This is a genomic window from Massilia sp. CT11-108 (assembly GCF_047302915.1).
GTDB classification, from domain to species: Bacteria; Pseudomonadota; Gammaproteobacteria; order Burkholderiales; family Burkholderiaceae_D; genus Telluria; species Telluria orientalis.
In genome coordinates this window covers 1-17,459 of sequence record NZ_JBKYMO010000071.1, presented here as the reverse complement: position 1 = coordinate 17,459, position 17,459 = coordinate 1, and the positions used below count along the sequence as shown (strand labels likewise).

Genomic DNA, 17,459 nt, shown 5'->3' with positions numbered 1-17,459 from the left:
GCGAGTTTGAACTGCTCGCTGTACTTGGCCATGAAAAAACCCCAAAAGTTGGTGTCCAACTTTTGGGGTTCAGTTCAATCGCGCGGCCGTTTTTGCATTTGTCACACCAGCGCATGTCCCTGCATCCGTGTGAGAATCGCCAGCGGACTCGCTTCCTTGTCGTACTGGTGCATGGGCGACAGCTGCAGCGTGTGCTCCATCATGTACTGTCCCGCCATCACGGCGTGCGAGGTCTGGTCCGAGAAGCACACCCACGCGCAGCCCGGCGGGAAGTTGAAGGTGACCTGCGGCGCGTTCTTCTGGTAATCGAGGTCCGACTTCATCGCGTCGTGCAGCTGCAGCATGATGTGGTCGTATTCGCTGCGCAGGGACTTCGTCACGTGCAGCGCATTCAGCACCTTCGCCTGCCATGCCGAATACGGCTTCACCTTCGGCAGGAAGCGGCGCGCCACGTCCTCGAACGGCTCGCCCACGCGCCATACGCGCGGTTCGCCTTCCAGGTTCACGTTGGTGAACACCCGCAGCAGGCGCTCGCCGTAGTTGGGGCGCGACGGGAAGGCGTCGACGTGCATGCGGCGGTCGTCGGCGCGCCACGATTGCACGCGGTTCTGCACGACGGAAGGACGGAAGCTCGTCGCGCCGCGGCGCAGGTGTTCGCCGTAGCGCGGCACCAGGTTCGCGAGCAGGCCTTCCGCTTCGGTGCGGAAGCGCCCGATCATCCCGGCCATCAGCGCCTTCGTCGCATCGTCGCCGACGACGCCTTTCAGGTCGCCGCTCGTGGACAGGCTGATGTTGCGGATCTTGGGGTCCCGGATGTCTTCGCGGAACAGCGCCAGCTCTTCCTTCTGCGGCGCGAAGCCGTGCTGCGCGAAGTTGGGGAAGTACAGCACCTTGCCCGCTTCCAGCGCGGCGATCCAGGCCGGGTTGCCGTGGCCGACGTCGGCCATGTCGATCTCGACGATCTGTTTTTCCATCCTGTTCAATCCTTAATCTTGTACCACTTCGACCGGCGGTGACGCCAGGTCCTCGTCCTGCCTTGCCTGCTGGCGGTCCCACATCTGCCTGTACAGGCCGTCCGCCGCGATCAGCGCGGCATGCGTGCCCCGTTCGACGATGCGGCCGTGGTCGAGCACGAGGATCTGGTGGGCGTCCGCGATGGTCGACAGGCGGTGCGCGATGACGAGCGTCGTTCTCTGCTTCGCGATTTCCTTCAGCTGCGCCTGGATCGCCTGCTCCGACTTCGAATCGAGCGCCGACGTGGCTTCGTCGAAGATCAGGATCGCGGGATTCTTCAGCAGGGTGCGCGCGATGGCGACCCGCTGTTTCTCGCCGCCCGACAGTTTGAGGCCGCGTTCACCCACCATTGTCGCATAGCCGTCCGGCAGGGTTTCGATGAAGTCGTGGATCGACGCCGCGCGCGCCGCCGCCACGATGTCCGCGCGGCTCGCGCCCGGACGGCCGTAGGCGATGTTGTATTCGATGGTGTCGTTGAACAGCACCGTGTCCTGCGGGACGATGCCGATCGCGTGGCGCAGCGAATCCTGCGTCACGTTGCGCACGTCCTGGTCGTCGATGCGTATGGCCCCTTGCTGCACGTCGTAGAAGCGGAACAGCAGGCGGGATAACGTCGACTTGCCCGAGCCGCTGTGTCCCACCACGGCCGTCGTCGTGCCGGGCGGGATCGTGAAGTCGACGTCGAACAGGATCTGGCGGTTCGGGTCATAGCTGAATTCCACATGCGAGAATTCCACTCTTGCCCCGTGCGTCGCGAGCGGCCTGGCGTCCGGTGAATCCGCCACTTCGCGGTTCTGCTCGAGGAGTCCGAACAGGCGCTCCATGTCCGCGAGGCTCTGCTTGATCTCGCGGTAGATCACGCCGAGGAAGTTCAGCGGGATGTACAGCTGGATCATGAAGGAGTTCACGAGCACGAGGTCACCCAGGGTCATCGTCTTGTCGATCACGCCCTGCGTCGCGCGCCACAGGATCGCCGTGACGGCGGCGGCGATGATCAGCGACTGCCCGGTGTTCAGGAACGACAGCGACGTCTGCGAGCGCACGGCCGCCTGCTCGTACTTCTGCAGGCCTTCGTCGTAGCGCCTGGCCTCGTAGTCCTCGTTGCCGAAGTATTTCACCGTCTCGTAGTTGATCAGCGAATCGATCGCCTTCGTGTTCGCCTTCGAATCCAGCTCGTTCATCGTGCGGCGGAAGTGCGTGCGCCATTCCGTCACGGTGACGGTGAACGTGATGTACGTGACCAGCGCGATCGCGGTGATGCCAGCGAACCAGGCGTCGTAATGCGTGCCGAGGTAACCCAGCACCAGCGTGATCTCGACGAGCGTCGGCAGGATCGAGAACAGGGAATACGACACGAGCGAGCTGACGCCGCGCGTGCCGCGCTCGATGTCGCGCGTCATGCCGCCCGTCTGCCGGTTCAGGTGGAAGCGCAGCGACAGCGCGTGCAAGTGCCGGAACACTTTCAGCGCGATCGTGCGCACGGCGCGCTGCGTCACGCGCGCGAACAGGAATTCGCGCAGTTCGGTGAACAGCGTCGTCGAAAAGCGCAGCGCGCCGTACGCGACCAGCGCGCCGAGCGGCAGCACGAGCAGGGCGTGCGGATCCGTCGGGCTGATCGTCAGCGCGTCGATGAGCTTTTTCAGCACGAGCGGCACGCCCACGTTGGCCATCTTGGCGCCGACGAGGCAGATCAATGCGGCCAGCACGCGCCATTTATAGACCCACAAATAGGGCAGCAAGGTGGCGATGGTGGCCCAGTCGTTCCGTTTGGCGTTCGGGTCGGCGGCGGGCGGCAGGGAGTTCGGAGAGGAGCGTCGCATGGCAGGGCTCGAGGTTTTATGGTTCAATCGAGAGGATTGTAGCCTTTACCGAGAATTCAAGATGACCCAGCCAGTAAACACCACCCCGTCCATCACCCGCCTGCCTGAAGGAAAGATGCCCGTGCTGCGGATGATGCCCGCCCCGTCCGATGCGAACGTCTACGGGGACGTGTTCGGCGGCTGGATCATGGCCCAGGTCGACGTGGCCGGCTCCCTGCCGGCCGTGCGCCGCGCAAACGGCCGCGTTGCCACCATCGCCGTGAATTCCTTCGTGTTCAAGAATCCCGTGTTCGTCGGCGACCTGCTGTCGTTCTACGCCGACATCGTCAAGGTCGGCAATACGTCGATCACCGTCTACGTCGAGGTCTATGCGGAGCGCAACCGCCTGCAGACGGACGTCGTCAAGGTGACGGAAGCGACGCTGACCTATGTCGCCACGGGCCCGGACCGCAAGCCGCGCCAGTTGCCGCCGCTCGAGTCGCTGATCGCGCAGTAATCACCTCCTGATGACCTGGCCGCGCCGCCTGTTCCTGCTGAACGCCGCGCGGCTCGCAGCGGCATCGTCGTCGCTGCTGCTCGCCAAACCGTCGAACGCGGCCGGTTATCCGTTCAGCCTTGGCGTCGCGTCGGGCTCGCCCCTGCCCGATTCCGTGATCCTGTGGACGCGCGTCGCGCCCGATCCGCTCGACGCGACCAGGACGCCGCCCCTCGCCCTCGCCTTGCGCTGGGAAGTGGCGCACGACGGCGCGTTCCGCAAGATCGCCGCGAAGGGCACCGCCGTCGCGACGGCGGAACTGGCGCACAGCGTGCGCGTGGACGTGCGCGGCCTGGAACCGGGGCGCTGGTACTGGTACCGCTTCATGCTGGGCGACGCCGTCAGCCCCGTCGGCCGCACGCGCACGGCGCCGGCGCCGGACAGCATGCCGGACAGCCTGAAACTCGCCGTCGCGTCGTGCCAGCACTGGGAATTCGGAAGCTATGCGGCGCACCGCTACCTCGCGCAGGCGAACCCGGACCTCGTCGCCTTCCTCGGCGACTACATCTACGAATGGGGCGCGTACCGCCTGCAGCATCCGGCGCCCGGCGTGCGGATCGTGCGCCAGGACGAATCGTTCACCCTGGCGGACTATCGCCGCCGCTATGCGCAATACAAGACGGACCCGGACCTGCAGGCCGCGCACCTGATCGCGCCCTGGATCGTCACGTGGGACGACCACGAGGTCGCGAACGACTACGCGGCGGACCGCGACGAGCGCCTGTCGCCGACTTTCCTCCAGCGCCGCGCGGCCGCCTACCAGGCCTTCTTCGAGCACATGCCGCTGCGCCTGCCGCCACCGAAGAGTTTTGCGAGCGTGCGCATGTTCCAGCGCTACGACTGGGGGCGCCTCGCGCGCTTCCACGTGCTCGACGACCGCCAGTACCGCGCGTGGGAAGCGTGCTCGCATCCGGGCATCGGCGGCTCGAATTCCGTGACGCCGCGCGCCTGCCCCGCCCTGCTCGACCCACGCCGCACGATGCTGGGGGCGGAGCAGGAAGCGTGGCTGAAGGCGGGGCTGGCGTCGTCGAAGGCGCGCTGGAACGTCCTCGCGCAGCAGACGATGATGGCGCAGTCGTCGCAGATCCCGGTGGGGAGTGGCGACGGCGGCCGCTTCTGGACGGACGGGTGGGACGGTTACCCGGTCGCGCGCCGGCGCCTGCTCGACACGCTCGTGGACACGCGCGCCGCGAACCCGCTCGTGCTGGGCGGCGACGTGCACACGTTCTACGCGACGGAGCTGCGGCGCGATTTCAACCGGCCCGTGTCGACCGCGAATCCGGTCGTCGCGACGGAATTCGTCGGCACGTCGGTCACGTCGAATTCGCGCCCGCAGCTGCGCACGTCGCAATACGTGGCGATGAACCCGCACCTCCGGTACGGGCGCAGCGACAAGCGGGGGTACATGCTGATGGAGATTACCCCCGGCGAGACGCGCACGCATTTCATCGGGCTGGACGAGGTGCGCGATCCGAAGACCGTCCAGCGGGAGCTGGCGGCCTTTCGGGTCGAGGATGGGAAGCCTGGGGTGGAGATCACGGCGGTCTAGAACGTGTTTCTTGCCGCTGCATTAAAAACCGTCATTCCCGCGCAGGCGGGAATCCAAGCTGAGGCGCCGGCGTCGCAACGTTAGAAATGCTGCGGCGCTTCAGGTATCGCGATTACTGATGCTCAGCATGGGTCCCCGCCTCCGCGGGGACGACGGTTAGGCAGTCTGCTTTTCATCCCGCAGCTCGCGCCGCAGGATCTTGCCGACGTTCGTCTTGGGCAGGCTGTCGCGGAACTCGACGTACTTCGGCCGCTTGTAGCCCGTCAGCTGCTCCTTGCAGAAGGCCAGCAGGTCGTCCTTGGTCAGCGTCTTGTCCTTCTTGACGACGTACAGCTTGACGGCCTCGCCCGAATGCTGGTCCGGCACGCCCACGCACGCCACTTCCAGCACGCCCGGGTGCGCGGCGACGACGTCTTCCACTTCGTTCGGGTACACGTTGAAGCCGGAAACGAGGATCATGTCCTTCTTGCGGTCGACGATCTTCACGGCGCCGCTGGCGTTCATCACGCCGATGTCGCCGGTCTTGAAGAAGCCGTCCGCCGTCATGACCTTCACCGTCTCGTCCGGACGCTGCCAGTAGCCGGCCATCACCTGCGGGCCGCGCACGGCGATCTCGCCGGCCGTGCCGAACGGGACTTCGTTGTCGGATTCGTCGATGATGCGCAGCTCCGTCGAGGGCAGCGCAAAGCCGATGGTGCCCGTGAATTCGGTGATGTCGCAGCGGTTGGCGGCGACCACCGGCGACGTCTCCGACAGGCCGTAGCCTTCGACGATCGGCGCGCCCGTCACCGCGAGCCATTTGTCGGCCACGGCCTTCTGCACGGCCATGCCGCCGCCCGGGCACACCTTCAGGCCCGAGAAATCCAGGCTCGCGAAGTCCGGGTGGTTCAGCAGGCCGTTGTACAGCGTGTTCACGGCCGGGAAGACGTGCATGCGGTATTTCTTGAGCTCCTTGATGAAGCCGCCGATGTCGCGCGGGTTCGGGATCAGGAGGTTCGTGCCGCCCGCGCGCAGGCCCATCAGGGCGCACACGGTCAGCGCATAGATGTGGTACAGCGGCAGCGCGCACACGAAGATCGGCGTCTCGCCGGCCGGGATCTTGGCCAGCGTCGGCGCGAACCAGGCTTCGTTCTGCAGCACGTTGGCGATCACATTCTTATGCTTCAGCACCGCGCCCTTCGACACGCCCGTCGTGCCGCCCGTGTACTGCAGGAAGGCGACGTCTTCATGGCCGCACTCGACCGGCTTGCGGGACAGGCGCGCGCCTTCGGCCAGCATGCGCTTGAACGGCACGGCGGACGGCAGCGACCACGCCGGCACCATCTTCTTGACGGTGCGGACGACGAAGTTGACGAGCAGGCCCTTCACGCCGAGCAGGTCGCCCATGGTGGCGACGATGACGTGCCTGAGCTTCGTGTTGTGCGCGACTTCGGCGACGGTGTGCGCGAAGTTCTCCAGCACGACGATGGCTTCCGCGCCCGAATCGTTCAGCTGGTGCTGCAATTCGCGCGCCGTGTACAGCGGGTTGACGTTGACGATGGTGTAGCCGGCGCGCAGGATGGCGGCCATCGCCACCGGATATTGCAGCACGTTCGGCAGCATGATCGCCACGCGCGCGCCCGGCGCCAGGCCCTTCTGCTGCAGCCACGCGGCCATCGCGCCGGACAGCTTGTCCAGCTCCGCGAACGACATGGACTTGCCCATGCACGCAAAGGCGTCGCGGTTGGCGTACTTGCGGAAGGAATCCTCCAGCAGGTGCGTGAGGGAGCGGTACTGCGTCCAGTCGATTTCCGCAGGCACGCCCGCCTCGTACGACTTCAGCCAGAATTTGTCCATGTCATTGCCTCGCTAGTTCTCAATCATATGAATCGTATGCGCAAAAAAACCGCCCGGCAAACGGGCGGTTCATGCTCGCTGCCCGGTGACGCTACGCCGCCTGCTTTTCCTCGCGCAGCGCGCGGCGCAGGATCTTGCCGACGTTCGTCTTCGGCAGCTCGGTGCGAAATTCGATGTACTTGGGCTTCTTGTAGCCGGTGAGCTCGCGCCTGCAGTAGTCCATCAGCTGCTCGGCCGTCAGGCTCGCATCCTTGCGCACGACGAACACCTTCACGGCCTCGCCGGAATGCTCGTCCGGCACGCCGACCACCGCGCATTCCAGCACGCCCGGATGCGCCGCGATCACCGCTTCCAGTTCGTTCGGATACACGTTGAAGCCCGACACGAGGATCATGTCCTTCTTGCGGTCGACGATCTTCACGTAGCCGTTGTCATCCATGATGCCGACGTCGCCCGACTTGAAGAAGCCGTCCGCCGTCATGACTTTCGCCGTCTCATCCGGACGGTTCCAGTAACCGGCCATCACCTGCGGACCGCGGATCGCGATCTCGCCGATGCTGCCCACCGGCAGCGGGCGGCCGTCGTCGTCGACGATGGCGATGTCCGTCGACGGCACCGGCAAGCCGATCGTGCCGGTGAAGCCGGGCACGTCGCAGCGGTTGCACGTGGCCACGGGCGACGTCTCCGACAGGCCGTAGCCTTCGATGATGTTGGTGCCCGTGAGCGACTTCCACTTGTCGTTGACGGCCTGCTGCACGGCCATGCCGCCGCCGTTGGAGACCTTCAGCGCGCTGAAATCGACGTCCTTGAAATCGGGGTGGTTCACCAGCGCGTTGTACAAGGTGTTCACCGCGGGCAGCATGTTGATGCGGTACTTCTTGAGCTCCTTGATGAACCCCGGGATGTCGCGCGGGTTCGGGATCAGGATGTTCAGCGCGCCCACGCGCATGCCCCACAGCGCGCACGCCGTCAGCGCGAAGATGTGGTACAGCGGCAGCGCGCACACGATGGTCGGGAATTCGACGAGCGGAGGCTGGCTCATCGCCGGCTTCGACCACGCCTCCGTCTGCAGGATGTTGGCGATGACGTTGCGGTGCGTGAGCGTCGCGCCCTTCGACACGCCCGTCGTGCCGCCCGTGTACTGCAAAAAGGCGACGTCGCTGCTCTTCAGTTGCGCCGCCTGGAACGGCATCTTCGCGCCCTGCGCCAGCGCGTCCTTGAAGCGCACCATGTGCGGGATCGTAAAGTCCGGCACCATCTTCTTGACGTTGCGGACGACGAAGTTGACGAGCATGCCCTTGGCACCGCCCAGCAGCTCGCCCATGCTGGCCACGACGACGTGGCGCACCAGCGTTTTACTCAGTACCTGCTCGACCGTGTGCGCGAAGTTCTCGAGCACGATGATGGCTTCGCTGCCCGAATCCTTCAGCTGGTGTTCCAGCTCGCGCGGCGTGTACAGCGGATTGACGTTGACGACCGTATAGCCCGCGCGCAGGATCGCGGCCAGCGCCACCGGGTATTGCAGCACGTTCGGCATCATGACCGCCACGCGCGCGCCCGGCTTCATGCCGCGGCTCTGCAGCCAGGCCGCCAGGCGCTTCGACATGTTGTCCAGTTCCCCGTAGGTGAGGAACTTGTCCATGCAGACGTACGCGTTGTTCGCCGCATACTTGCGGAACGATTCCTCCAGCATTTGCACCAGCGAACCATACTGGTCGGGATCGATTTCCGCCGGCACGCCGGGCGGGTAAGCCTTGAGCCAAATCTTGTCCATCGGTGCCTCTGTCTCCAGTATCGTTATCGTTCTGAGCGCGGCCCAAAAAAAAATCGCACGGTCGTGCTGATATTATTAAACAAGATGCTATCGGGCAGCGCCCGCGGACGCAAGCACTTTTGCGCTTTTCGAACAACGACTCTATCGACGTTTGACGTAAATGGCTACGGTCGCGTTTCGCTGCGCTGCACCATCAACGGTGCCGTCACGAGCGGCGGCACCAGGGCGTTCAGCACGCGGTGGCGGTCGGAACGGTCCATGTCGGCCAGTTTTTTGACGGCGTTATAGAATTTCGGGAAGCTGCCCTCGCGTTGCAATAGCGCGCGGAACGCCGGCACGAAATCCTCGTAGGTCGCGATCGATGCCAGGTGAGCGTTCGACAACGGCTGCTCGAAGAACCGATCATACCCTGCATACCCGCCCCAATTGCCCTTCAGGACCTGGTATTCGTCCTTCAACTCCTGGAACAAACGCGCCTTGACGGCCCGCTTCTGCGCATCGCTGCGGTCGACGAGCGCGTAATTCTGCTCGAGCGCCTTGCGGTACTTCATCAGCAAACCGAGGAAATCCTTCTTGCGGCTCCGGTAGCGCGCATAGGCGTCGCGCATCTGCTGGTTGCCGAAGCGCTCCATCCAGCGCTCGACGCCGACCTCTTCCACCGTCGACGCGAACGCTTCGTTGAATTGCGAATCGCCCTGCACGTACACGATCTGGTGCGCCAGCTCGTGGAAGATCATGCGCGCCAGTTCGCCGTCCGGGTAATTGATGAACGTGGAGATCAGCGGATCGCTGAACCAGCCCAGGGTCGAATACGCGGCCACGCCGCCGACCTCGACGTCGTCACCGGCGTCGCGCAATTCCTTCGCGTACGACTCGGCCGCTTCCTTGTTGTAATAGCCGCGGTAGTTCACGCAGCCGGCGACGGGGAAGCACCATTGCAGGGGCCGCAGCGACAGCTCGGGCGTGGCGACGACGTTCCACAACACGTATTGCCGCTTCAGCGCCGCGTAGTTTTTATAACTGTTGTTGTCGGGTAAAGCCATTTCGGCAACTGCGAAGCGGCGGATCTGGCGCGCCGTCTCGAGGCGATGGCGCAGTTTGGTACTGGTGCCGGGGTCGGCGATCCAGTCATCGATCGGACGGGCGTCCGACAGGAGTTCAAGCTGCCCTTGGGCGGCCTGGGTGTAGTAATTCAGCGTCGAGCAGCTGGCCAGCAGCCCCGCTGCCGTGCCTGCGATCAGCACGGGGCGGAGCCACGGGGTAATCCGTGTGAGTTTCATATTTCCAGATCATGGTGCGGCCTTTTCAACCTGCACCAGCGTGTCGTAAAAGGTGGGCGCCCGGCCCATGTCGGTCAGGCGCTGACTGGTGACTTCGTTGGCGTTCTTGCCGTCGCTGGCGAGCTTCTTCCACCAGATCGACAGGCCGACGACGAGGCCGGCCCGCGCTTTGGCGGTGACCCGGGCGCGCGCGACGAACGCGCCCCGGTCGTTGAAGATGCGCACCATCTCCTTATCGACGATGCCCCGGGAGGCGGCATCAAGGGGATGGATGTCCAGGTGCGGTTCACCTTCCGTTGCGCGGAGGCTCTGGACATTGACAAAGGTTGAGTTGAGGAAGTTCCTGGCCGGCGGAGAAATCATCGCCAACGGATATTTCTCAGCCAGTTCGGGGTTGGAGGCGACCGATTCGTAGTTCGGGATATAGGTCGGCAGCGGGTCGAGGCCATCGGCCAGCATCGAGCTCGAATAAAACTCGCACTTGCCGGACGGCGTCGGAAAGCCGCCTTCGGCGAACGGCGCGGCCGGCATGTTCAGCTTTTGCCAGCCCGTGCGCTTCAGCGACGACCAGTCGAAGTGCACGGCGCGTTCGTGTTTCCTGTCGAACGCTTGCGCGGCCAGTTCGTCGTCCGTCTCGTCGAAGATCGGGTCGTTCATGCCCATGCGCTTCGCGATCAGGCGGAAGATTTCCGTGTTCGGCTTCGATTCGCCCAATGGCGCGATCGCCGCATTATTCGCCATCATGTACAAATGGCCATACGCGAGGTGCGCGTCGACGTGTTCCAGCTGCGTGGTGGCCGGCAGCAGGATGTCCGCGTAGTCGGCGGTGTCGGTCTGGAAGTGTTCCAGCACCACCGTAAAGAGATCCTCGCGCTCGAAGCCGCGCTGCACCTGCGCCGAATCCGGCGCGATCGCGAGCGGGTTCGAGTTGTACACGATGACCGCCTCGATCTTCGGGCCGAAATCCGGCGACGCGTCGCGCTGCAGGTCGGCGCCGATCGTGTTCATGTTAATCGTGCGCGGAAGCTTGCCGCGCAACAGGTCCGGGCGTTGCAGGACGGTTTTATTGGCCGGGAACGTGCCCGACGTCGACAACTGCACGCCGCCCGCCGCGTGGCGCCACGCGCCCACGAGCGCCGGCAGGCATGCGATATTGCGCACGGCCATGCCGCCGCCATGCACGCGCTGCAGGCCGTAGTTCATGCGGATCGCAACCGGTTCGCCCGCGCGCGCCGTGCGGCCGTACTCGCGCGCGAGGTCGACGACTTCTTCCACCGTGATGCCGCAGGTTGCAGCCGTGCGCTCCGGCGTCCATTCGGCCACCCGGTCCTTCAGTTGCGCGAAGCCGAACGTGTGCTTCTCGATGTAGTCGTGGTCGAGCAGGTTGTCCTTCACCAGCACGTGCATCATGCCCAGCGCCAGCGCGGCGTCCGTGCCGGGCATCAGCGCGATGTGCTGGTGGCATTTCTCGGCGGTCAGCGAGCGATACGGATCGATGGCGATCAGCTTCGCGCCGCGGCGCTTGGCTTCCTGCAAACGCGTCCACAAATGCAGGTTCGACGCGATGGGATTGCCGCCCCAGATCAAGACCAGCTTCGCATCCTGGAACTGTTCGGTATCCGTGCCGATCGAACCACCGATCGTGTATTTGTAGCCCGTGGCACCGGCGTTCGCGCACACGGTGCGGTCGAGCAGGGAAGCACCGAGCGTGTTGAAGAAACGCATGGCCATCGCCTCGCCCTGCACGAGGCCCATCGTGCCGCAATAGCTGTACGGCAGGATCGCCTGCGGGTCACGCGCGGCAATGGGTTGCAGGCGGTTCGCGATCTCGTCGAGCGCCTGTTCCCACGTGATGCGTTCGAACCTGCCTTCGCCCTTTTTACCCACGCGGCGCATCGGGTACAGCAGGCGGTCGGGGTGGTACGTGCGTTCGACGTAGCGCGAGACCTTGGTGCACAGCACCCCGGCCGTCGTCGGATGATCCGGATCGCCCTTGACCTCCGTGGCCACGCCGTCCTCCACGGTCACGAGCAACGCGCAGGTATCGGGGCAGTCATGCGGACAGGCGCCGCGGACGATGGTCTTGGTCATGGATTCATCCGGAAAAACGTCGATAAACCAGTACTTTATACGATTCCGGTGGCAGCCGCCGGGGCTCTGGCCTTCCACATGATGGAAGGGCTACAATAGTTCAAAACATGCATGCCTATCAGGCATGAGGAGAGATCAATGAGACTGGTAGAACCCATACTCGCTTACCAATCCGAGCTCGAAACGATCCGGCGCGACATCCACGCCCATCCCGAACTCTGCTACGAAGAACAACGCACGGCCGACGTGGTGGCCGCGCGCCTCACCGAATGGGGCATCCCCGTCGTCCGCGGGCTGGGCGTGACGGGTGTCGTCGGCATCATCAAGAACGGCACCTCGGACCGCGCCATCGGCCTGCGTGCCGACATGGACGCCCTGCCGATGCAGGAACTCAACACATTTGATCACGCGTCGCGCCACGCCGGCAAGATGCATGCTTGTGGTCATGACGGGCACACAACGATGCTGTTGGGTGCAGCCCACTATCTGTCGCAGAACCGCAACTTCGACGGCACCGTCTACCTGATCTTCCAGCCGGCCGAGGAAGGCGGCGCCGGCGCGCGCCGCATGATGGACGATGGTTTGTTCGAACGTTTTCCGATGGACGCCGTGTACGGCATGCACAACTGGCCGGGCATCAAGGCGGGCAGCTTCGGCGTCGTCGCGGGGCCGATGATGGCATCCAGTAACGAGTTCCGCGTCGTCGTCAAGGGCAAGGGCGCGCATGCCGCGCAGCCGCACCGCGGCATCGATCCCGTGATGGCCGCCGTGCAGATCGCGCAAGCGTGGCAGACGATCATCTCGCGCGAAAAGAACCCGCTCGATACGGCCGTCCTGTCGATCACGCAGATCCACGCCGGCAGCGCCACCAACGTCATCCCGGACGAAGCCGTCATGATCGGCACCGTGCGCACGTTCTCCACCAGCGTGCTGGACCTGATCGAGCGGCGCATGAACGAGATCGCGAGCGGCCTGGCCGCCGGTTTCGGCGCAACCATCGATTTCTCGTTCAAGCGCAACTACCCGCCCCTGATCAATCACCCGGAACAGACGGCGTTCGCGATCGAAGCGATGCGTGCGGTGGTGGGTGCGGACAACGTCGACACGAACGTCGAACCGACGATGGGCGCCGAGGACTTCGCGTTCATGTTGCAGGAAAAGCCGGGCTGCTATGTCTTCATCGGCAACGGCGACGGCGATCATCGAAGCCACGGGCACGGCCTCGGACCGTGCCAGCTGCACAACGGCAGCTACGACTTCAACGACCACCTGCTGCCGATCGGCGCGAGCTTCTGGGCGAGATTGGTCGAGATGAGCCTTACAGCCCCAGCTCCTTCAACACGGCTTCCTTGAGATCCTGCGCGTCAAGGCTGGACATCCTGCGCGGATGCGGGATGTTCACCTCGAACGTGGCCTGGATCGTCGTCGGCCGCGGCGACAGCACGACAATGCGGTCGGCCAGGTGCACGGCTTCCTCGACGTCGTGCGTGATCAGCAGCACCGTGTGGCGCTCCTCTTCCAGGATGCGCAGCAGCTCCATGCGCATCTTCAGATTCATGAGCGCGTCCAGCGCGGAGAACGGCTCGTCCATGTAGAGGATCTCGGGTTTCATGACGAGCGCCCGCGCGATCTCCACGCGTTTCAGCATGCCGCCCGACAGCTCGTGCGGATAGCTTTTTTCGAAACCTTTCAATCCCACCATCGCCGTGTAGTGGTCGGCGAGTTCCGCCTTCTCGGCCTCGCTGATGCCGTCCAGGCCGAACATCAGGTTCTGCTGCACCGTCAGCCACGGGAACACGGAGCCGTGCTGGGAAATGAGGATGCCCTTCGGGCTCGGACCGTGGCGCACCTGGCCGTCGATCAGGACGCGGCCTTCGTCCGGCTGATCGAAGCCGCACAGCATCTTCATCAACGTGGATTTGCCGCAGCCGGACGGCCCGACGATGGCGACGAATTCGCCGTCGCGGATCGTGAGGCTGATGCCGCCGACGACCGGCAGCGTGCCCTTGCGCGTCTCGAAGCTTCGACGGATGTCGTCGACGACGATCTTGTCCGCGACCTTGTAGTTCACCTTAGCGTCCATAGCGCCACCTTACCGATTTGAGACGTTCCAGGAGACGGGTGATCCCGTCCAGCATGAGGCCGATGATGCCGATGATGATCATGGCGGCGATCACGAGATCGTAGCGGTTGCCCGCGTTGCGCGAATCCATGATCAGGTAGCCGAGGCCCGAGCGCAGCGCGATCATTTCCGCCGCGACGACGACCAGCCACGCGACACCGAGCGTGATGCGCATGCCCACGATGATCTCGGGCAGCACGGCGGGAATGATCACCTGGCGATACAGCTTGGCGCGCGAGACGCCGAAGTTTTCCGCCGCGCGCAGGTAGCGCCGCTCGATCGTGTGCACGCCGGCCGCGGTCTGCACGATCATCGGGAACACGGACGCGATGAAGATCAGGAAGATCGGCGATGCGTTACCCACGCCGAACCACAGGATCGCGAGCGGGATCCACGCGATCGGAGAGATCGGACGCAGCAGCTGGAACAGCGGATTCAGCGTGACCCACGCGCCCTCCATGCGGCCGATCCAGAGGCCCAGCGGAATGGCGACGGCGATCGCCAGCAGGAAGCCGGTACCGACGCGCATCAGCGAGGAACCGATGTGCTCCCACAGCGTACCGTCCTGCACGAGTTCCCACGTGCCCTTGACGACCTGCCCCGGCGTCGGGAAGATCGCGCTCCTGGTCTGGACGACGACGATCCACCAGACCGCGATCAATAACGCCAGCACGACCGCCGGCGCAATGATCCGCGCCCGCTTCTGTGCAAAAAAGCTCTTCTTTTTCACAGCCTCTTGTCTCCCTCTTATGGTTGCATCCAATGTCGTGCGCGCCACACAAGCCGGCGCCAGCCCGCATCGGGCGCCGGCTCGACGACGATGCGCATCTGGCCGCTCGCGTGCGCCGTGCATTCGAACTGCACGTCCCCCGCGACGCCGAACGGCATCCTGAAACTCTGCCCCGGCATGATCAGCACGGGCCCGAACGTTTGCGGCACGTTGTCGAGATTCTTCAGCACGAGGATGTCCTTCACGCCCAGCGTGAGCCGGATCGACGTCGGCAGGATCTCGACCTTGTCGCCCGCCGCGCGCCGCGCGTACGTCCCGGCGGGAATCTCGAACAGCTGCTCGCGCGAGCTTGCGGGAATCGGCGCATACATGGCCCACAGCGTGGCCCACAGCGCCGCGATGGCCAGCACCGCCGCGGCCGGCAGCAGGATGCGGGAACGCGTCATTGATTCAGCAGGACGCGCACGTCGTGCACGACGTCATCCACCGCACGGCCGTACGGGCTCAATGCGCGCAGCTTGCCGGACCGGTCGATCAGGTAGACGAAGGACGAATGATTGAAACCGTAATTCGCACCGCTGCCCGTCCTCGTGGACGTGACGCCGTATTCCTTGCGCACCTCGGCCAGTTGCGCGGCGGGGCCGGTCGCGCCCACGAAGGTCGGATCGAACGCCGTCAGGTAGGCGCGCATGCGCTCCGCCGTGTCGCGCTCCGGGTCGACGGTCACGTACACGACCTGGAAATCCTTGCCCTGCGCGCCGAGCTTCGTTTTCACGGCCGCGAGTTCGGCGAGCGTCGTCGGGCAGACGGCCGGGCAGGACGTGAAGCCGAAGCCCAGCGCCACGACCTTGCCGCGGTAATCCGACAGCTTAAGAGGCTTGCCGGTCGAACCCTGCAGCGTGAAATCCGGCGCCATGCGGGGCGGCGAGAATTCCCCGGATTTCAATGCTTCCGCGCTCGCGGCCAACGGCAAGGCAAACAGCAGTGCTGCGGCGAGGCGTTTCATAGCGTGATCGTGACGGGGCGGACGGCCTTGAAGAAGCTTTCGTCCACGTACTGGTTGAACTGGATGGGTTTCTTCAGCGTGCCCGCGTCCAGCGACATCTGCATCAATTCGTCGAATTCCTTCGGGATGATGCGCAGGTCGCCATACGTGACACGGTCGCTCGGATTCGTCATCACGAATTTCAGGATCTTCGGATCCTGATTGAAGTATTTCCTGGTCGCGGCGATGGCGATGGCGCGGTCGCGGTGGACGGGATCCGCATCCATCCAGCTGCCGGCCGCCTGGACGTAGTTGACGAGGTCCTGCACGGCGGCGCGGTTGTTCGCGATCAGGTCTTCGCGCACGGTGAGCACGCAGCAGATGTAATTCGGCCATTCGTTGCGCGTCATGCGCAGCGGCGTCGCGTAACCGGCCATCTGCGCGGCGGCGCCGAACGGCTCGCCCGTGCAATAGGCATCGATGGCTTTCGCATACAGCGCGGCCGGCATGTCCGGCGGGGGCATCTCGACCAGTTCGACGTCCTTGATGTTCATGCCCTCTTCCGCCAGCATCTTGCGCAGGAAGAGCAGGTCGACGGCGAAACGGCTCGGGATGGCGACGCGCTTGCCCTGCAGGTCGCGGAATTTCTTGTAGCCGGCATCCGTGCGCACCATGATGACGGCGCCCGAGCGGTGGCCCAGCGACACGACCTTGACGGGGATATTGCTGGACACGAGGTCCATGACCATCGGCGCCAGCACATAGGCGGCCTGGATGCGGCCCGACATCAGCGATTCCTTCAGCTCGGGGAAGCCGCTGTATTTGCTGTACTCGAAGCCGAGCGGGTTCGCCGGCTTGGTTGCGGCATTCTTTGCGGCGATCTCGGCCTCTTTGGCCGCACACGCGACGGGCAGGGTCAGGTTACACGTCACCGGCAAACCGCCGACGACCAGTGATGCGCTTTTCTTCTCCGAAGAACACGCCGCCAAAGCGGACGGCAAGGCCATTGCCGACGCCAGTTTCAACAGCTGCCGCCGCGTGCGGAAGCCGTTTCCCAGATTATCCATGCTGCCCCTGTATTGGGTTCGTTATGTGCGGCAAGGGTAGAGAAGTTTTCGGCCCGGGGCAACAAACTGTTGCGGCGGGCCATCTAGTCCATTGTCTCCGTGATATTACGTAACGATGTAATACCTCTGGGAATTATACGAGGTTGTATTGATAGCGCAAACAGGTAGCGAATAAATACTTATGGCATACGGTCCGGCGCGGTGCCCAGCCGCTTGCCTGGATTCATCCGCTCCAGCGCGATGAGGCCGGCCGCATGGTCGGCGGACGGGATGTCGCCCGCGATGCTCTCGAACTGCCGCGTCACGAGTTCCGTCACGGGCAACGTGACGCCGGCGCCGCTGGCTGCCGCCAGGATGTTGCGCTGATCCTTCAATTGCGTCTTGACCTGGCCGCCCGGCATGAAGTCCCGCTCCAGCATGCGCTGGCCATGCACTTCCAGCACGCGGCTGCCGGCAAAGCCGCCGCGGATCGCCTCGCGCACGGCAGCCGGATCGGCCCCGGCCGCTTCCGCCAGCAGCAGCGCTTCCGCCACAACATTGATCGTCGCACCGACGATCAACTGGTTGCACAACTTGGCCACCTGGCCGCTGCCGACGGGCCCGACGGCTTTCGGCGATCCCATCACGCGCAGCACGGGCTCGGCCTGGGCGTAGTC

The 17,459-nt window shown here is 64.5% G+C and carries 15 protein-coding genes; 3 read left to right on the top strand and 12 right to left on the bottom strand.

Annotation, left to right across the window (positions count from 1 at the left end; all coding sequences use genetic code 11):
* Positions 1–101: 101 nt before the first annotated feature.
* Together ACEN88_RS08875 and ACEN88_RS08870 are read right to left on the bottom strand one after the other, a co-directional pair.
* Positions 102–974, bottom strand: coding sequence for a Kdo hydroxylase family protein (locus ACEN88_RS08875; protein WP_413338858.1), 873 nt, complete (start codon positions 972–974; stop codon positions 102–104).
* Between the two features lie 12 nt (positions 975–986).
* Positions 987–2,834, bottom strand: a complete 1,848-nt coding sequence (locus ACEN88_RS08870) for an ABCB family ABC transporter ATP-binding protein/permease (RefSeq protein WP_413338856.1) — start codon at positions 2,832–2,834, stop codon at positions 987–989.
* Between the two features lie 61 nt (positions 2,835–2,895).
* On the opposite strand from ACEN88_RS08870, the gene ACEN88_RS08865 reads away from it, so the two are divergent.
* Together ACEN88_RS08865 and ACEN88_RS08860 are read left to right on the top strand one after the other, a co-directional pair.
* Entirely contained in the window at positions 2,896–3,330 is a 435-nt protein-coding gene (locus ACEN88_RS08865) for an acyl-CoA thioesterase (RefSeq protein ID WP_413338854.1), read from the top strand.
* Between the two features lie 10 nt (positions 3,331–3,340).
* The gene (locus ACEN88_RS08860) at positions 3,341–4,918 is read left to right on the top strand and encodes an alkaline phosphatase D family protein (RefSeq protein WP_413338852.1); all 1,578 of its coding nucleotides are present in this window, start codon (positions 3,341–3,343) and stop codon (positions 4,916–4,918) included.
* Between the two features lie 156 nt (positions 4,919–5,074).
* On the opposite strand, the gene ACEN88_RS08855 is transcribed toward ACEN88_RS08860, so the two are convergent.
* From ACEN88_RS08855 to ACEN88_RS08840, 4 genes are all read right to left on the bottom strand, one after another.
* A complete protein-coding gene (locus ACEN88_RS08855; protein ID WP_413338850.1) occupies positions 5,075–6,754 on the bottom strand; it encodes a long-chain-fatty-acid--CoA ligase in 1,680 nt (559 codons plus the stop codon).
* Between the two features lie 91 nt (positions 6,755–6,845).
* Positions 6,846–8,528 (bottom strand): long-chain-fatty-acid--CoA ligase, encoded by a 1,683-nt coding sequence (locus ACEN88_RS08850; RefSeq protein ID WP_413338848.1) that lies wholly within the window; start codon positions 8,526–8,528, stop codon positions 6,846–6,848.
* Positions 8,529–8,692: 164 nt separating this feature from the next.
* Positions 8,693–9,808 (bottom strand): aminopeptidase, encoded by a 1,116-nt coding sequence (locus ACEN88_RS08845; RefSeq protein WP_413338846.1) that lies wholly within the window; start codon positions 9,806–9,808, stop codon positions 8,693–8,695.
* 9 nt (positions 9,809–9,817) lie between these two features.
* The gene (locus tag ACEN88_RS08840; protein WP_413338844.1) at positions 9,818–11,899 is read right to left on the bottom strand and encodes a molybdopterin-dependent oxidoreductase; all 2,082 of its coding nucleotides are present in this window, start codon (positions 11,897–11,899) and stop codon (positions 9,818–9,820) included.
* 138 nt (positions 11,900–12,037) lie between these two features.
* On the opposite strand from ACEN88_RS08840, the gene ACEN88_RS08835 reads away from it, so the two are divergent.
* Entirely contained in the window at positions 12,038–13,252 is a 1,215-nt protein-coding gene (locus ACEN88_RS08835; protein WP_413338842.1) for a M20 aminoacylase family protein, read from the top strand.
* Here the strand turns inward: ACEN88_RS08835 and ACEN88_RS08830 are convergent.
* The 6 genes from ACEN88_RS08830 to ACEN88_RS08805 form a co-directional block, all read right to left on the bottom strand.
* Entirely contained in the window at positions 13,218–13,982 is a 765-nt protein-coding gene (locus ACEN88_RS08830; protein ID WP_413338840.1) for an ABC transporter ATP-binding protein, read from the bottom strand. The genes ACEN88_RS08835 and ACEN88_RS08830 overlap by 35 nt on opposite strands.
* Positions 13,972–14,751: an ABC transporter permease gene (locus ACEN88_RS08825; protein ID WP_413338838.1), complete on the bottom strand. Its 780-nt coding sequence runs from the start codon at positions 14,749–14,751 to the stop codon at positions 13,972–13,974. The genes ACEN88_RS08830 and ACEN88_RS08825 overlap by 11 nt, the downstream gene beginning before the upstream one ends.
* Before the next feature lie 17 nt (positions 14,752–14,768).
* Positions 14,769–15,197 carry a hypothetical protein gene (locus ACEN88_RS08820; protein ID WP_413338837.1) on the bottom strand — a complete coding sequence of 143 codons (429 nt, stop codon included), beginning with the start codon at positions 15,195–15,197 and terminating at the stop codon, positions 14,769–14,771.
* Positions 15,194–15,757: an SCO family protein gene (locus ACEN88_RS08815; protein WP_413338835.1), complete on the bottom strand. Its 564-nt coding sequence runs from the start codon at positions 15,755–15,757 to the stop codon at positions 15,194–15,196. Before ACEN88_RS08815 ends, ACEN88_RS08820 begins: the two co-directional genes overlap by 4 nt.
* Positions 15,754–16,803 (bottom strand): ABC transporter substrate-binding protein, encoded by a 1,050-nt coding sequence (locus ACEN88_RS08810; protein WP_413338833.1) that lies wholly within the window; start codon positions 16,801–16,803, stop codon positions 15,754–15,756. The genes ACEN88_RS08815 and ACEN88_RS08810 overlap by 4 nt, the downstream gene beginning before the upstream one ends.
* 179 nt (positions 16,804–16,982) lie before the next feature.
* The coding region (locus ACEN88_RS08805) for an NAD-binding protein (RefSeq protein ID WP_413338831.1) at positions 16,983–17,459 on the bottom strand (477 nt) is incomplete at its 5' end.

What these genes read in the sequence shown, in the direction of transcription:
- ACEN88_RS08875 (WP_413338858.1), bottom strand. Translation starts at nt 974, where the DNA reads ATGGAAAAACAGATCGTCGAGATCGACATGGCCGACGTCGGCCACGGC.
- ACEN88_RS08870 (WP_413338856.1), bottom strand. Translation starts at nt 2,834, where the DNA reads ATGCGACGCTCCTCTCCGAACTCCCTGCCGCCCGCCGCCGACCCGAAC.
- ACEN88_RS08865 (WP_413338854.1), top strand. Translation starts at nt 2,896, where the DNA reads ATGACCCAGCCAGTAAACACCACCCCGTCCATCACCCGCCTGCCTGAA.
- ACEN88_RS08860 (WP_413338852.1), top strand. Translation starts at nt 3,341, where the DNA reads ATGACCTGGCCGCGCCGCCTGTTCCTGCTGAACGCCGCGCGGCTCGCA.
- ACEN88_RS08855 (WP_413338850.1), bottom strand. Translation starts at nt 6,754, where the DNA reads ATGGACAAATTCTGGCTGAAGTCGTACGAGGCGGGCGTGCCTGCGGAA.
- ACEN88_RS08850 (WP_413338848.1), bottom strand. Translation starts at nt 8,528, where the DNA reads ATGGACAAGATTTGGCTCAAGGCTTACCCGCCCGGCGTGCCGGCGGAA.
- ACEN88_RS08845 (WP_413338846.1), bottom strand. Translation starts at nt 9,808, where the DNA reads ATGAAACTCACACGGATTACCCCGTGGCTCCGCCCCGTGCTGATCGCA.
- ACEN88_RS08840 (WP_413338844.1), bottom strand. Translation starts at nt 11,899, where the DNA reads ATGACCAAGACCATCGTCCGCGGCGCCTGTCCGCATGACTGCCCCGAT.
- ACEN88_RS08835 (WP_413338842.1), top strand. Translation starts at nt 12,038, where the DNA reads ATGAGACTGGTAGAACCCATACTCGCTTACCAATCCGAGCTCGAAACG.
- ACEN88_RS08830 (WP_413338840.1), bottom strand. Translation starts at nt 13,982, where the DNA reads ATGGACGCTAAGGTGAACTACAAGGTCGCGGACAAGATCGTCGTCGAC.
- ACEN88_RS08820 (WP_413338837.1), bottom strand. Translation starts at nt 15,197, where the DNA reads ATGACGCGTTCCCGCATCCTGCTGCCGGCCGCGGCGGTGCTGGCCATC.
- ACEN88_RS08815 (WP_413338835.1), bottom strand. Translation starts at nt 15,757, where the DNA reads ATGAAACGCCTCGCCGCAGCACTGCTGTTTGCCTTGCCGTTGGCCGCG.
- ACEN88_RS08810 (WP_413338833.1), bottom strand. Translation starts at nt 16,803, where the DNA reads ATGGATAATCTGGGAAACGGCTTCCGCACGCGGCGGCAGCTGTTGAAA.